General features: G+C 72.1%; 14 protein-coding genes. 4 read left to right on the top strand and 10 right to left on the bottom strand.

The genetic code is table 11. The features are described from left to right. Positions 1-52: 52 nt before the first annotated feature. Positions 53-1,195, bottom strand: coding sequence for a DUF6777 domain-containing protein (locus CP976_RS37930; protein ID WP_150484400.1), 1,143 nt, complete (start codon positions 1,193-1,195; stop codon positions 53-55). 141 nt (positions 1,196-1,336) lie between these two features. On the opposite strand from CP976_RS37930, the gene CP976_RS37925 reads away from it, so the two are divergent. Then, positions 1,337-2,758, top strand: coding sequence for a lipase maturation factor family protein (locus tag CP976_RS37925; RefSeq protein WP_150484399.1), 1,422 nt, complete (start codon positions 1,337-1,339; stop codon positions 2,756-2,758). Here the strand turns inward: CP976_RS37925 and CP976_RS37920 are convergent. Genes CP976_RS37920 through CP976_RS37885 form a run of 8 tightly spaced genes read right to left on the bottom strand, consistent with a single transcriptional unit; the run spans position 2,746 to position 10,610 of the window. Further along, positions 2,746-3,573: an amidohydrolase family protein gene (locus CP976_RS37920; protein WP_150484398.1), complete on the bottom strand. Its 828-nt coding sequence runs from the start codon at positions 3,571-3,573 to the stop codon at positions 2,746-2,748. The genes CP976_RS37925 and CP976_RS37920 overlap by 13 nt on opposite strands. Further along, positions 3,570-3,887, bottom strand: coding sequence for an L-rhamnose mutarotase (locus tag CP976_RS37915; protein ID WP_150484397.1), 318 nt, complete (start codon positions 3,885-3,887; stop codon positions 3,570-3,572). Before CP976_RS37915 ends, CP976_RS37920 begins: the two co-directional genes overlap by 4 nt. After that, on the bottom strand, positions 3,884-4,900 hold the full coding sequence (locus tag CP976_RS37910) for an aldo/keto reductase (RefSeq protein ID WP_150484396.1): 1,017 nt from the start codon (positions 4,898-4,900) through the stop codon (positions 3,884-3,886). The genes CP976_RS37915 and CP976_RS37910 overlap by 4 nt, the downstream gene beginning before the upstream one ends. Continuing rightward, on the bottom strand, positions 4,897-5,652 hold the full coding sequence (locus CP976_RS37905; RefSeq protein WP_150484395.1) for an SDR family NAD(P)-dependent oxidoreductase: 756 nt from the start codon (positions 5,650-5,652) through the stop codon (positions 4,897-4,899). The genes CP976_RS37910 and CP976_RS37905 overlap by 4 nt, the downstream gene beginning before the upstream one ends. After that, positions 5,649-6,992, bottom strand: a complete 1,344-nt coding sequence (locus CP976_RS37900) for an L-fuconate dehydratase (RefSeq protein ID WP_150484394.1) — start codon at positions 6,990-6,992, stop codon at positions 5,649-5,651. Before CP976_RS37900 ends, CP976_RS37905 begins: the two co-directional genes overlap by 4 nt. 36 nt (positions 6,993-7,028) lie before the next feature. Then, positions 7,029-8,057, bottom strand: coding sequence for an ABC transporter permease (locus CP976_RS37895; protein ID WP_150484393.1), 1,029 nt, complete (start codon positions 8,055-8,057; stop codon positions 7,029-7,031). Then, a complete protein-coding gene (locus tag CP976_RS37890; protein WP_150484392.1) occupies positions 8,050-9,540 on the bottom strand; it encodes a sugar ABC transporter ATP-binding protein in 1,491 nt (496 codons plus the stop codon). The genes CP976_RS37895 and CP976_RS37890 overlap by 8 nt, the downstream gene beginning before the upstream one ends. Beyond that, a complete protein-coding gene (locus CP976_RS37885; protein WP_150484391.1) occupies positions 9,537-10,610 on the bottom strand; it encodes a sugar ABC transporter substrate-binding protein in 1,074 nt (357 codons plus the stop codon). The genes CP976_RS37890 and CP976_RS37885 overlap by 4 nt, the downstream gene beginning before the upstream one ends. Positions 10,611-10,776: 166 nt before the next feature. On the opposite strand from CP976_RS37885, the gene CP976_RS37880 reads away from it, so the two are divergent. After that, positions 10,777-11,520, top strand: coding sequence for a FadR/GntR family transcriptional regulator (locus CP976_RS37880; protein ID WP_150484390.1), 744 nt, complete (start codon positions 10,777-10,779; stop codon positions 11,518-11,520). Here the strand turns inward: CP976_RS37880 and CP976_RS37875 are convergent. Next, positions 11,513-11,986 carry a carboxymuconolactone decarboxylase family protein gene (locus CP976_RS37875; RefSeq protein ID WP_086851414.1) on the bottom strand — a complete coding sequence of 158 codons (474 nt, stop codon included), beginning with the start codon at positions 11,984-11,986 and terminating at the stop codon, positions 11,513-11,515. The genes CP976_RS37880 and CP976_RS37875 overlap by 8 nt on opposite strands. Positions 11,987-12,085: 99 nt before the next feature. Between CP976_RS37875 and CP976_RS37870 the strand changes: the two genes are divergently transcribed. Continuing rightward, complete coding sequence (locus CP976_RS37870) at positions 12,086-13,111, top strand: alpha/beta hydrolase family protein (RefSeq protein ID WP_150484389.1); 1,026 nt, start codon at positions 12,086-12,088, stop codon at positions 13,109-13,111. An 84-nt stretch (positions 13,112-13,195) separates the two neighbouring features. Continuing rightward, on the top strand, positions 13,196-14,539 hold the full coding sequence (locus tag CP976_RS37865; RefSeq protein ID WP_150484388.1) for an amidase: 1,344 nt from the start codon (positions 13,196-13,198) through the stop codon (positions 14,537-14,539). The last annotated feature ends 117 nt before the right edge of the window (positions 14,540-14,656 follow it).

Here is a 14,656-nt window from a genome sequence, read left to right as displayed (position 1 = left end):
GATTCTTCGACCGGATGTGCTGAGTTTACGGGCCGCTCCGCCGAACCGGCCCTCAGTTACCGAAGACGTCCGTGGGGCTGCCGAGGATGCTGTCGTCGGCCGGATCGTCGGGAATCAGCCCGGCTCCGTCGGGCAGATCGGGGTTGTCCGGCACGGCGACGGGGCCGACCTCGTCGAGGCCGCCGGCATCGTCGGGGGGCGGTTCGTCGGGCAGCGGGCCGGGCTCGTCGGGCGGTGGTGCGTCCGTGACGGTGTCCGGGGGGCCGATGTCATCCGGGGAGCTCACGTCCCAGGAGGACGCGCTGTCCGGGTCCGCAAAGACGCCGGACTCGCGCGGGGCGAGGGGCGGTGGCCCGGACGGCTGGGGCGTCGGCGCCGGGGAGTTCGTCGCCCAGACCGGTGGCGGAAGGGCCCGGTCGCGGCGTACGTCGTGGCCGATCCGCCGTTCGATCCAGGTGCGGGTGGTGACGTCGACGATCGTGAAGTCGGCGATCGTCTGCGGCGCGGGCGTCACGACGACGACCTGGCCGGGCCGGTAGCCGGGCCACGGGGTGCCTTTGACGGCCGGCGTGCCGCGCAGCGCCACCGGCGGGCGGAGCGGGTTGCCGCAGGCGCACCGGACGCGCGGCACGCCCCGGTCGTCGACCAGGACGGCGGTGCCCGCCTGGAGGACGGCCTGGTGGCCGGCGGCCCGGCCGGCCCGGAAGCCGTGGTTGGTGACGCGGGTGTCGGCGCGCAGCACGACCGGGGTCAGATTGCGCAGGTGGTCCGGGACGGACGCCGGGGAGACGCCCGCGACCCGGGCGAAGGCGCGTGTCCTGGCCCGGTCGCGGGCGAGGTGGCCGATCTGCCGGGCGACGTCGCAGCTACCGGTCCGCTCGATGCCGCCGTACAGGCCGGGTGTTCCGCCGGAGAGCGAGCGCAGGCCGCTCAGGTCGGCGGAGACCGGGGCCGCGTCGCCCGGGCCGGCCGTCTCGGGCGTTCGGGGGATGGGGGACGGGGTAGCCGTCGTGGTGGCCGTGGAGTCCGTGAAGGGGTTCGGCCCCTGGGCCGCGGCCGCCTGGAGGAAGAGTGCCCCGCCGGCGCCCGCGGCGTCACCCTCGCCGTCGCCGCCGCCTTCGCCGCCGCAGCCCGAGAGGAGGAACGTCACGAAGAGCGCGCAGGCCGTGGCGAAGGTCCCGGTAGGTGTCCGCACTTCGCTCTCCAGACAACTTCGTCATGAATGAGGTAATTGATCACTATTGTTTGCTTCACTCACTCGGGTCACGCAACCGGAGCGGTTGCACGCGGAGCGTGACGACGGGGTCCGGCGCAGCACTGGGAGGAGCGCACGGCCGTGGACTGGTTCACCGCATCCGACTACTGGCTGAGCCGGCTGGTCTTCCAGCGGGCGCTGGCCGCCGTCTACCTGGTCGCGTTCCTGACGGCGGCGTTGCAGTTCCGCGCGCTGATCGGGCAGCGCGGCATGCTGCCGGTGCCGAAGTTCGTCGAGCGGGTGCCCTTCAAGCGGGCGCCGAGCCTGTTCCAGCTCCACTACTCCGACCGTTTCTTCGCCGTCTGCGCGTGGGCGGGCTGCGCGGTGGCGGCGGCGCTGCTGGCCGGGCTGGACTCGCTGCTGCCGCTGTGGGGCGGCATGCTGCTGTGGCTGGTGCCGTGGGTGCTGTACCTGTCGATCGTCAACGTCGGGCAGACCTGGTACTCCTTCGGCTGGGAGTCGCTGCTGCTGGAGGTCGGCTTCCTCGCCGTGTTCCTCGGCAACGACGAGGTGGCGCCGCCCGTCGTCGTGCTGTTCCTCCTGCGCTGGATCCTGTTCCGCGTGGAGTTCGGCGCGGGGCTGATCAAGATGCGCGGCGACGAGTGCTGGCGCAAGCTGACGTGCCTGGACCACCATCACGAGACGCAGCCGATGCCGGGCCCGCTGAGCTGGTTCTTCCACCATCTGCCCCGGCCCCTGCACCGGGTCGAGGTGGCCGCGAACCACCTCACCCAACTCGTGGTGCCCTTCCTGCTGTTCACGCCGCAGCCGGTCGCGACGGCCGCTGCCGCGCTGATGATCGTCACCCAGCTCTGGCTGGTGCTGTCGGGCAACTTCGCCTGGCTGAACTGGATCACGATCGTGCTGGCCCTGTCGGCGGTGCGGTTCCCGGCCGATCCGCCGTCGGTGCCCGGCGCGCCGCTCTGGTACGAGGTCGTGGTCCTCGCGGTCGCCGCGCTGCTGCTGGGGCTCAGCTACCAGCCGGTCCGCAACATGATCTCCCGCCGCCAGGTGATGAACCGGTCCTTCGACCCGCTCCATCTGGTCAACACCTACGGCGCGTTCGGCAGCGTCAGCCGGGTCCGCCACGAGGTGGTCGTCGAGGGCACGGCCGACGACGTGCCGCGTGAGGACTCGGACTGGCGGGAGTACGAGTTCAAGGGCAAGCCCGGTGATCCCCGGCGCTGGCCGCGCCAGTTCGCGCCGTACCATCTGCGGCTCGACTGGCTGATGTGGTTCGCGGCCCTCTCCCCCGCGTACGCCGGGTCCTGGTTCGGCGCCCTGGTGGAACGGCTGCTGGAGAACGACCGCGACACCCTGAAGCTGCTGCGCCGCTCGCCGTTCCCGCCGGACGAGCCCCCGCGGTACGTGCGCGCCCGCCTGTTCCGCTACCGCTACACGACCTGGAGCGAGCTGCGGGAGACGGGCGCGTGCTGGGAGCGGACGTACGTACGGGAGTTCCTGCCGCCGACGCGGCTGGCGGAGACCGTTCAGAGGTCGTAGACGCGGGTGGCGGTGGACCCGAAGATCCGGGCGTGGTCGGACGGGCCGGTCAGCCGGCGCGCGGTGTCGAGCACGTCGCCGTAGGCCGTCGCGAGGGTGCACACCGGCCAGTCCGAGCCGAACATCAGGCGGTCCGGGCCGAAGGCCTCCAGCACGACGTCGGCGTACGGGCGCAGGTCGTCGATCGTCCAGGACACGAGGTCGGCTTCGGTGACCATGCCGGAGAGCTTGCAGACGGTGTTGGGCAGCGCGGCGAGGGCGTGGAGGTCGGACGCCCAGGGTTCCAGTGCGCCGGAGGCGATGGGCGGCTTGCCCAAGTGGTCGAGGACGAAGGTGAGTTGCGGCAGACCGGCGGCCGCCTTCGTGCAGGCCGGGAGCTGGTGGGGCAGCACGACCAGGTCGTACACCAGTCCCGCGTCGGCCACGGCGGTCAGGCCCCGGCGTACGTCCGGACGCAGCAGCCACTGCGGATCCGGCTCGCCCTGGACCTGGTGCCGGATGCCCTTGAGGTACCGCCCGCCGGGCAGTTCCCGCAGCCGGGCCAGCTCGTCGGCCACGTCGGGGCGGGTCAGGTCGGTCCAGCCGACGACCCCGGCGATCAGCTCGTGCTCGTCGGCGAGGGCCAGGAACTCCGGGGTCTCCTCGGGGACGGTGACGGTCTGGACGAGGACGGTGCGGTCGACGCCCGCCGCGCGAGCCTCGGGCAGGAGGTCCTTCACGGTGAAGTCGCGTCGGATCGGGCTGCCGTCGGCGATCCAGTCCTGGTCCCGCACGGACAGGTCCCATACGTGGTGGTGCGCGTCGACCACGGTCATGACGGCAGCTCCCAGACGACGGGCAGGCCGGCGTCCGCGCCCTCGCCGGAGTAGTCGTGCACCACGTCCAGCAGCTCGGCCATGCGGGCCTGCCAGGCGACGTTGACCGGCAGTTTCTCCAGTTCGGCGAGGAGGCGGGCGTAGTCCTCGCACTCCAGGACGTGGAACAGGTCGGTGCCGCTGCGCCAGATGGTCCAGGAGGTGGCGCCCGCGGCGCGGATGGCGTCGGTGAGCTCCCCGGGCACCTCACGGTGGGCGGCCTCGTAGTCGGCGACGCGGTCGGCGCGGACCTTGGTGTGCAGGGCGACTCTCATGACGGCTCCTTGGCCGAGGCCGTCGTGGAGGACGGTTCCTCGCCAGGGACGGGGGCGTCGGCGGGCAGCAGGCCCTTGGCGCGCAGCTCCTGCCAGAACCCGGCGGGCACCCGGGCGGCGAACTGGTGGGCGCAGTCGCGGACTTCGTGTGCCGATCTGGCTCCGACGAGGACGCTGGCGACGGCCGGGTGGGCGGCGCAGAAGGCCAGGGCGGCGGCGCGCAGCGTGGTGCCGTGGCGGTGGGCGACGGACTTCAGGCGCAGCGCCCGCTGGACCAGGTCGGAGGGTGCGACGGTGTAGTTGTACTTGGCGCCCGGCTGCGGGTTCGCCAGCAGGCCGGAGTTGAAGGCACCGCCGATGACGACGGACCTGCCCCGCTCCTGGGCGGCGGGCAGCAGGCTGGTGAGGGCGCTCTGGTCGAGCAGCGTGTAGCGGCCGGCGCACAGCACCAAGTCGACGTCGGTGTCGCGGACGAAGCGGGTGAGCATCTCCGCCTGGTTCATCCCGGCACCGATCGCCCCGACCACGCCCTCCGAGCGGAGTTTCTCCAGCGCCGGGTAGCCCTCGCGGAAGGCCCACTCGGCGTGCTCGTCCGGGTCGTGGAGGTAGACGATGTCGACCCGGTCGAGGCCGAGGCGTTCCAGGCTGGCCTCCAGGGTGCGGCGGATGCCGTCGGCGCTGAAGTCCCAGACGCGCCGGTGGGTGGCGGGCACGGCGAAGCCGCCGGCGAGGTCGTCGCCGGTGCCGTCCGTGGGCTCCAGGCGGCGGCCGACCTTGGTGGAGATCGTGTACCGGTCGCGGGGGCGGTCGCGCAGGGCGGCGCCGAGGCGGCGTTCGGACAGGCCGAGGCCGTAGTGCGGGGCGGTGTCGAAGTAGCGGATGCCCCGCTGCCAGGCGGCCTCCACGGCCTCGCGGGCCTGTTCCTCGCCGACCTCGGTGTACAGGTTGCCGATGGTGGCCGCGCCGAAGGACAGGGCGCTGACCCGGACGCCGCTGCCGCCGAGCCGGTTCACCGGGCCACCGGCCGCAGCCGCAGGCCCTGCATGCCGCCGTCGACGGCGAGCGAGGTGCCCGTGGTGGCGCCGGACAGAGGGCTCGCCAGGTAGGCGATGGCGCCCGCGACCTCGTCGGCGCCGACCAGGCGGCCGGTGGGCTGGCGGGCCTCCAGGGCGGCGCGTTCGGCGGCCGGGTCGGGGGCGGCGTCGAGGAGGCGGCCGACCCACGGCGTGTCGACCGTGCCCGGGTTGACGCAGTTGACGCGGATGCCTTCGCGGACGTGGTCGGCGGCCATGGCGAGGGTCAGCGAGTACACGGCGCCCTTGGTGGCGCTGTACAGGGCGCGCTGCGGCAGGCCCGCGGTGGCCGCGATGGAGCAGGTGTTGACGATCGCCGCGTGCGCGGAGGCGCGCAGGTGGGGCAGGCAGGTGCGGGCGGTGCGCACCATGCCGACGACGTTGACGTCGTAGACGCGGTGCCAGTCGTCGTCGGAGTTGTCCTCGACGGTGCCCTGGGCGCCGATGCCCGCGTTGTTGACCAGGACGTCCAGCCCGCCGAGGTCGGCGACGGCCGCCGCCACGGCCTCGCGCACGGACGTGTCGTCGGTGACGTCCGCCCGGTAGGCCAGCAGGGGCTTGTCGACCGACGACGGGTCCAGGTCGAGGACGGCGACTTGTGCGCCGCGCTCGGCCAGCAGTTCCGCGGTGGCCCGGCCGATGCCGGAGGCGCCGCCCGTCACCAGGGCCTTGATGCCCTCGAAGTCGCTCATGCAGCCCGACCCTTCTTCTGCTTGTCGAGGTCGGCGGCCCAGAACTCGCCGCCCGGGTAGGTGAACCGCGCCAGCGACTCGGGCCGCATGGCGGCCGAGAAGCCCGGCGCGGAGGGTGCCGTGTAATGACCTTCGCGGATGACCACCGGGTCGAGGAAGTGGTCGTGCAGATGGTCGACGTATTCGATGACACGGTCCTCGGTGGTTCCGGTCAGGGCCACGTAGTCGAACATCGACAGGTGCTGGACCAGTTCGCACAGGCCGACGCCGCCCGCGTGCGGGCAGACCGGGACGCCGAACTTGGCCGAGAGCAGCAGGATCGCGAGGTTCTCGGGGACGCCGCCGACGCGGGCCGCGTCGATCTGGACGACGTCCAGCGCGCCGGCCTGGAGGAGTTGTTTGAAGACGATCCGGTTGTGCACGTGCTCGCCGGTGGCGACCTTCACGGGGGCGACGGCGCGGCGGATCGCCGCGTGGCCGAGGATGTCGTCGGGGCTCGTGGGCTCCTCGATCCAGTAGGGATCGAACTCGGCGAGCGCCTTGGTCCAGCGGATGGCCTCGTCGACGTCCCAGCGCTGGTTGGCGTCGACGGCCATGCGGATGTCCGGGCCGATGACGGAACGGGCGACGCGGCAGCGGCGGATGTCGTCGTCGAGGTCGGCGCCGACCTTGAGCTTGATCTGCCGGAAACCGTCGGCGACGGCCCCGGCGGCGAGCCGCGTGAGTTTCTCGTCGTCGTAGCCGAGCCAGCCGGGCGAGGTGGTGTAGGCGGGGTAGCCGCGCTCCAGCAGCCGGGCCGTGCGCTCCTCGGCGCCCTCTCTGCCCTGGTGCAGCAGGGTCAGGGCCTCCTCGGGGGTGAGGGCGTCGGTGAGGTAGCGGAAGTCGACCTGGCGGACCAGCCATTCGGGTTCGGCCTCGGCGAGCAGCCGCCACAGCGGCAGGCCGGCGCGCTTGGCGGCCAGGTCCCACACGGCGTTGACGACCGCGCCGATCGCCATGTGCATCACGCCCTTCTCGGGGCCGAGCCAGCGCAGTTGGCTGTCGCCGATCAGGTCGCGGTTCAGGGTGGACGGGTCGGCGCACAGGTCGTCGACGGAGCGGCCGATCAGGTGTCCGCGCAGCGCGTCGATCGCGGCGACCTGGACCTCGTTGCCCCGCCCGATGGTGAAGGCGAATCCGTGTCCCTCGTGCCCGTCGGCCGCGTCCGTGCGCAGGACGACGTAGGCCGCCGAGTAGTCGGGGTCCGGGTTCATCGCGTCGGAGCCGTCGAGCTCGCGCGAGGTGGGGAAGCGGATGTCGTGGGTGTCGACCGCGGTGATGCGGGCGGGCGTCGGGGACACAGGGGGCCTTTCGGGTCGGTTGCGGAGGCGGGCGGGTCAGTCCTGGGCGCGGCCCGTGGTGACGCGGGCGATCATGAGGGCGACCAGGATGATCCCGCCGTAGATGGCCTGGATCCAGAACGACGGCACCTGGGCGAGGGTGAGCAGGTTCTGGACGACGCCCAGCAGGAGGACGCCGGTCAGGGCGCCGAACATGGTGCCCTTGCCGCCGTCGAGGGCGATGCCGCCGATCACCGCGGCCGCGAACACGGTGAAGATCATGTTCTGGCCCTGGTTGGCGCTGATCGCGCCGACGTACCCGGTCTGCATGATGCCGCCGACGGCGGCGAGGACGCCCGCGACGACGAACACGCCGAGCATGACGCGCTCCACGCGGATGCCCGCCGCCCGGGCCGCGTCCGCGTTGCCGCCGATGGCGTACAGGGCGCGGCCGACCCGGTGGTACTTCAGGACCAGCCCGGCCACCGCGAAGGCGATCGCGGCGAGCCAAACGGACAGCGGGACGGTGAGGAAGGTGGTGGTCGCCAGCGAGTAGAAGCTGTCGGGCATGCCGAACAGCGTCTTGCCCTTGGTCGCGCCGACCAGCAGGCCGCGCAGCACGATCAGCATGGCGAGCGTCACGATGAACGCGTTGAGTTTGAACTTCACGACCAGGACGCCGTTGAAGGCGCCGACGGCCGCGCCCGCGACCAGGACCGCCAGCAGGGCGAGTGCCGCCGGGAGTTCGGTGCCCCAGCCGGACGCGGCGGCGGGCAGCACGAGCAGGGCGCCGACGGCCGGTGCGATGCCGACGACCGATTCCAGGGACAGGTCGAACTTGCCGGTGATCAGCACGAGGGACTCGGCGAGCACGACCATCGCGAGGGCGGCGGAGGCGCCGAGGATCGAGACGATGTTCCGCTCGGTGAGGAACGAGTCGTTGACCACCGCGCCGAGCACCAGGAGCAGCAACAGGGCGGGCACCAGGGCGAGTTCGCGGGCGCGGCGGAGCAGGACGGCCTTGGCGGCGCGCGGGTCGGTGGCTCGCGCGGGCGCGAGCGGCGGGGCCGCCTTGGTGTCAGCCATGGTCCACTCCTTCGATGGAGGCGATGAGCTCGTGGTCGCGCCAGCCCGCCGGGTGCTCGGCGACGACCCGGCCGTGGAAGAGGACGAGGACCCGGTCGCAGCGCCTGAGGTCGTCGAGTTCGTCGGAGACGACCAGCACGGCGGTGCCGTCCTCGCGGGCGCTGTCCACCCGGGCGAGCAGCGACTCCTTGGACTTCACGTCGACGCCCGCGGTCGGATTGACCAGGACGAGGAGCCGTGGGTCGGAGGCGAGGGCCCGGGCCATGACGACCTTCTGCGCGTTGCCGCCGGACAGGTCCGACACGGGCTGGTCGGGGCCCTCCGCGTGGATGTCGAGGCGTTCGATCAGCGCCGTGGCGACACCGCGCTTGCGGTCGGTGCCGACGAAGCCGAAGCGGCCGAGCCGGTCCAGGACGCTGAGGGTGGCGTTGTCGCCGATGGACATGCCGAAGACCAGCCCCTCGTCGTGCCGGTCGCGGGGGACGAAGCCGACGCCGGCCTTCAGCGCGGCCTGGACGTCGCCGAACGGCAGCGGAGCGCCGTCGACACGGGCCGTCCCGCCGGTGGGGGTGTGCAGTCCGGTGAACGACTCGGCGAGCTCGATCTTGCCGCTGGCGCTGGATCCGGCGAGTCCGACGACCTCGCCACGGCGGACGGTGAGGTCGACGTCCTGATACGCGGGCGAGGTGAGGCCGCGGACGTCGAGGAGGACGGGCCCGGCGGCCGCGACGGTCCTCAGCCGCTCGGCCTGTTCGGCGATCGTCTCCCCCGCCATGGCCTCCACCAGGGCCCGGCGGGGCAGGTCGGCGACCGGGGCTGTGGTGATCCAGCGGGCGTCGCGCAGGACCGTGACGGTCTGGCAGACCTCGTACACCTCCTGGAGGTGGTGGGAGATGAACAGGAAGGTGACGCCCGAGTCCTGGAGGGTGCGCATGCGCGTGAACAGCCGCTCGATCTCACGGTTGTCGAGCTGGGCGGTGGGTTCGTCGAGGATGATGAAGCGGGCGCCGAAGCTGAGGGCCCGGGCGATCTCCACCATCTGCCGGTCCTCGACCTTGAGGTCGGCGGTGCGGGCGCCGGGGTCGACGCGCACGTCCCAGGTGTCGAGGAGCCGGGCCGCCTCGGTCTTCAGGCGGCGCCAGCTGATGAACCCCCGCTGGAGCGGCTGCCGGTTGATGAACAGGTTCTCGGCGACGGTCAGTTCGGGGACGACCGTCGGGTGCTGGTAGACGCAGGCGACCTTGCGGCGCCAGGCGTCGCGGTCGGTGAGCGGGGGCGCGGGGTCGCCGTCGAAGCGGACGGTGCCCTCGTCGGGGGCCTGAAGGCCGGTGAGGATCCTGACGAGGGTCGACTTGCCGGCGCCGTTGCGCCCGACGAGGGCGTGGGACTCGCCCGGCAGAACGGTGAGTCGCCCGTCGGCGAGGGCGGTGGTGGGGCCGTACCGCTTGACGATGCCCCGCGCTTCAACGAGTGACGTCGTCATTTGACCGTGTTGCCCCAGAGCTTGGGGTCGTCGACGTTGTCCTTCGTGACCAGCGGCGCGGGCAGCTGGTCCTCCAGGATGCCGCTGGGCAGTTTGACGATGGTCGAGTCGTGGTCCGTCGGGCCGGGCTTGAACGTCTTCCCCTGCATCGCCGCCTTGATGTAGTACATGCCGTACTTGGCGTAGGCGTCGGCGGGCTGGGAGACGGTCGCGTCGATCTCGCCCTTGCGGATCGCGTCGAACTCCTGCGGGATGCCGTCGTTGGAGACGATGGCGATGTGCCCCGGCTGCCCGGCCTTCTTCAGCATCCCCTTGGACTTGAGGGTCTGAAGGGTGGGCGCGAGGTAGACACCGCCCGCCTGCATGTAGATGCCCTTGATGTCGGGGTTGGCGTTGAGGAGGGTGTCGAGTTTCGAGGCCGCCGCGTCGGACTCCCACTTGGCGGGGATCTCCAGGACCTTCAGCTTCGGGAAGTTCTTCTTCACGCAGGCGCGGAACGCCTCGGAGCGGTCGCGGCCGTTGACCGAGGCGAGGTCGCCCATGATCTGCACGACCTTGCCGGAGGTGATGTGCTCGCCCAGGTACTGGCAGGCCTTCTCGCCGTACGCCACGTTGTTCGCGCGGACGACCATGGCGACCTTGCCCTTGTCGGGCGCCACGTCCACGGCGACGACCGGCACGCCCTTGCGCTCGGCCTGGTCGAGGCCCGCCTCGATGGCGGCGCTGTCCAGCGGCGCGACGACCAGGCCCTTGACGCCCTGGTTGAGCTGGTTGTTGATGTCGGTGATCTGCTGCGAGGGATCGCTGTTGGAGTTGACGGTCTTCATCGCGTCCACGCCCTCGGACTTCGCCATCTTGGGCACGTAGTCGTTGTACGACTGCCAGAACGGCGAGGTCAGCAGGGGCAGGACGACCCCGACCTTGCCGCTGCCGTCACCGCCGCCGGCACTGGAGGCGCCGGTGTCCTTGGTGCTGCCGCACGCGGCGAGCACGAGACAGGCACCGGCGGCGAGAGCCACCGTGCCGACGATCCGGGATGTGTTCCGCTTGCGCACTGTGCTTCCGGGCATCCGAGGGTGCTCCCATCGACCGGTGTTCCAGCAGATGTCCGCATACTTATCAGACCACTCGCCCGCCAGAACACCCTGTGACACCAGATTTTCGCGCTTCTGGCGCATAGTGGTCCGACCACCTCGCGGATTAGACTGCGCCACAGCCGGTGATCGGAGGAATGGCGTGGACGACGAGACAGCCCCGCAGAAGGGCACCGTGACGCAGCGCGCCATCGAGCGGATCAAGGCGATGATCGGCGAGGGCCGGCTGGAGCCGGGCCAGCGGCTGCCGACCGAGCGTGACCTCGCCGTCCAGCTCGGCATCTCCCGCAGCTCGATGCGGGAGGCGATCCGCGCGCTCACGGTGCTGGGCGTGCTGGAGGCCCGGCACGGGTCGGGCATCTACGTCACGCAGCTGGAGGCCGGCGACCTGCTGGAGACCTTCGGCGTCGTGGCGGACCTGTCGCGCGGCCCGCGTCTGGTGGAACTGCTGGAGATCCGGCGGATCCTGGAGTCGACGGCGACGGCGCTGGCCGCCGCCCGGATCACCGCGGACCAGCTGGCCGAGGTCGAGAAGCACCTGGCGGCGATGAACGCCACGGACGATCCGGAGGAGATCCTCGCCCACGACCTGGCCTTCCACCGTGAGATCGCGGTGGCCGCGGGAAACGAGACCATGGCCGCGATCCTGGAGGGCCTGTCGTCGCGGACGTTCCGCGCCCGTGTCTGGCGCGGCTACCAGGAGGAGGGCGCCTTCGCCCGCACCCGCCGCGAACACGCCGCGATCCACCGCGCCCTGGCCGCCCGCGACCCGGAGGCGGCCCGCGCGGCGGCGGCCGCCCACGTGGGCGAGGTGGAGGAGTGGCTGCGGGCACAGCTCGGGCCCCAGGGACGGTCCCCAGGGCCCGATGTGCCGCCGCTTACTTGAACTGACCGGGCTGGTAGTCACCCGCCGGCTGCTGGAGGATGACGTTCAGCCGGTTCGCCGTGTTCATGAAGGCGATCAGGGTCACCAGGGCGACGAGCTGCTCCTCGTCGTAGTGCTTGGCGGCCCGCTCCCACACGTCGTCCGGCACCCCGCCGGCGCCGTCCGCGATGCGGGTGCCCTGCTCGGCCAGCTCCAGTGCGGCGCGCTCGGCCTCGGTGTAGACGGTGGCCTCCCGCCACGCGGCGACCAGGTTGATGCGCACGGAGGTCTCACCCGCCGCCGCGGCCTCCTTGGTGTGCATGTCGATGCAGACCGCGCAGCCGTTGATCTGGCTCACGCGGAGCGAGACCAGCTCCCGGGTGGTGGCCGGCAGCGGTGAGTCCACGACCAGCCGCCCCAGGGACATGAACTGCTTGATGACCTTGGCGGCGCTCGGGAGGGCGAAGACGTCCAGTCGCGCGTTCATGGTGAACTCCTGTGTCGTTGTCGATGCTTACGCCCTTATGAGCCGGCGGCTCGGCCCGATGTGACATCGAGGAAGGTGACGTGGGCCACAATGGGCCGTATGCGACTGCGGGGCACGGCCTGGGTCACCGCCGGACTGCTGGCGGCCGTCGCGATCGGCTGTACCGGCGGCGGGGACGAAAGCGCGCCCGAGGCCTCTCCTACGTCCACCCGGGCCACGAGCGAGCACCCCCGCACCACGCCCTCCCCCACCCCGGCCGACCCCGTCTCCCTCCCGGCCCTGATGCAGCGGAAGCACACCGGCTCCGGCCTGCGTCTCGGCGCGGTGCTCGACCGGACCTCCGCCTACACCCGCTACGCCGTCACCTACGAGGCGAACGGTCTGACCATCTCGGGGATCATGAACATCCCCGAGGGCAAGGGCCCGTTCCCGGCGCTCGTGCTGGCGCACGGGTACATCGACCCGGACGTCTACTTCAGCGGCCAGGGCATGCCCCGGGAGCAGGACCGCCTGGCCCGCAGCGGCTACGTCGTCCTGCACACCGACTACCGCAACCACGCCCGCTCCGACGACGATCCCGGCAACGACGTCGGACTGCGCCTCGGCTACACCGAGGACGTCATCGGCGCCGCCCTGGCCCTGCGCGACTCCGGGCGGCGAGAGATCGACGGCGACCGGATCGGGCTGTTCGGCCGGTCGATGGGCGGCGGGGTCGTGTACAACACCCTGGTCGTTGCGCCCGGCCTGTTCGACGCCGCGGTGGTGTACGCGCCGGTGAGCGCACGCCCGGAGGAGAACATCGACCACTTCCAGCGGCCCGAAGGCGATCCCCTCGTGGCCGAGATCGAGGAGGAGCACGGCACGCCGGAGGAGAACCCGGCGTTCTGGCGCGCGGTCTCGCCCCTGACGTACGTCGACCGTGTCACCGAGCCCCTGCTGATCCAGCACGGCACGGCGGACGACACCTGCCCTCCCCGCTGGTCACGGCAGGTCGCCGCCGCGTTCGAGAAGGCGGGCAAGGACGTGGACCTGCGCACCCACGCCGGTGAGGGACACACCTTCGGGCCGAAGTGGCCGACCTCGATGGACCTCACCGAGGCCTTCTTCGCACGCCACCTGCGCTGAGGGCCTCGACGTGCGCCCCCGGCCGGTGCACAGTTCTCCCTACGTACTCGCCAGTAAGCCCGTCCTTCACGTCGAGGAGCCTCTGTGACCACCTGGGCCGGCCGCACCGCCGCCGAGATATCCGCCGCCGTACGCGAGAAGCGGGTCACCCCCCGCGAGGTGGTCGCCGAGCACCTCGCGCGGATCGAGCGGCTCGACGGCCGTGTCGGTGCCTTCCGCAGCGTGCGCGCCGAGGCGGCGCTGACGGAGGCCGACGAGGTGGCCGCACGCGGCGATTTCGACCGTCTGCCCTTGGCCGGGGTGCCCGTGGCCGTCAAGGACAACCTCGCCGTGCGCGGCGAGTCCACCCGCGTCGGCTCGGCCGCGACACCGGACACTCCGGCCGCCCAGGACCATGTCACGGTGGCCCGGCTGCGGGCGGCGGGCGCGGTGGTCGTGGGCCTGACCAACGTGCCCGAGCTGTGTGTCTTCGGCACGACGGACGGCGTGCTGGGCACCGCCCGCAACCCCTGGGACCCGACGCGCTCGGCGGGCGGTTCATCGGGCGGCAGCGCCGCCGCGGTCGCCGCCGGGATGGTGCCGATCGCCCTCGGCAACGACGGCATGGGTTCCCTGCGCATACCGGCCGCGAACTGCGGCCTCGTCACCATCAAGCCGGGACACGGAGTGGTCCCGGCGGGTGACGGTGACGGCGGCTGGTTCGGCTTGTCGGAGAACGGACCGCTCGCCACGACCGTCGAGGACGCCCGTCTGATGCTCTCGGTGCTCGCGGACGACGAGCCCGCCCTCCGCGCCGAGCCCGGCCCCCTCAGGGTCGCCGTGTCGCTGCGCAGTCCGGTGGCCGGCGTCACCATCAGCCGGCCGTACGCGGCGGCCGCACGGGAGGCGGCCGGGGTGCTGATGAAGGCGGGCCACCTGGTCCGGCGCGCCGACCCGCCCTACCCGATGTCGCTCGCCACGACCTCACTGGCCCACTGGACGGCCGGCACCGCGGCGGACGCCCAGCACCTCGACCCGCGTCTGCTGACCCGGCGCACCCGGATCCACGCGAGACTCGGCCGGCCCTTCATGGGCAGCGTGCGCTCCGGGGCGGCCCGGGAGCAACTGCGCCGGCGAATGGAGCCGTTCTTCACCGAGTACGACGTGCTGCTCACGCCCGCGCTCGCCCGCCGCTCCCCCAAGGCCGCGCCCTGGCACGAGCGGGGCTGGCTGAGCAACGTCCTGGCCAACACGAACTACTCGCCGTTGACGCCCCCGTGGAACCTCACCGGCTGGCCCGCCATGTCGGTCCCCTGCGGAACCCTCCCCTCCGGCGCCCCGTGTGCCGTGCAGTTGGTGGGACGCCCCGGCACGGAGTACCAACTCCTGGAAGTGGCCCAGCAGTTGCAGGAGCGTAATCCGTGGCGGCGTACGGCGCCGATGAACTAGAGTCGCCCGGGTGACTGCCGGGTCGGCCGTAGGCCATGCACGAGTGAGGCGCCCGGCCTCGGAGTGAGCGCGGCGGGGGTGACCCCGCCCGGGCCCGCCCGAGAGCCGGAGAGGGCA

The organism is Streptomyces coeruleorubidus, from assembly GCF_008705135.1.
GTDB classification, from domain to species: domain Bacteria; phylum Actinomycetota; class Actinomycetes; order Streptomycetales; family Streptomycetaceae; genus Streptomyces; species Streptomyces coeruleofuscus.
The sequence above is the reverse complement of the archived record's forward strand: the minus strand, read 5'-3'. Positions and strand labels throughout refer to the sequence as shown.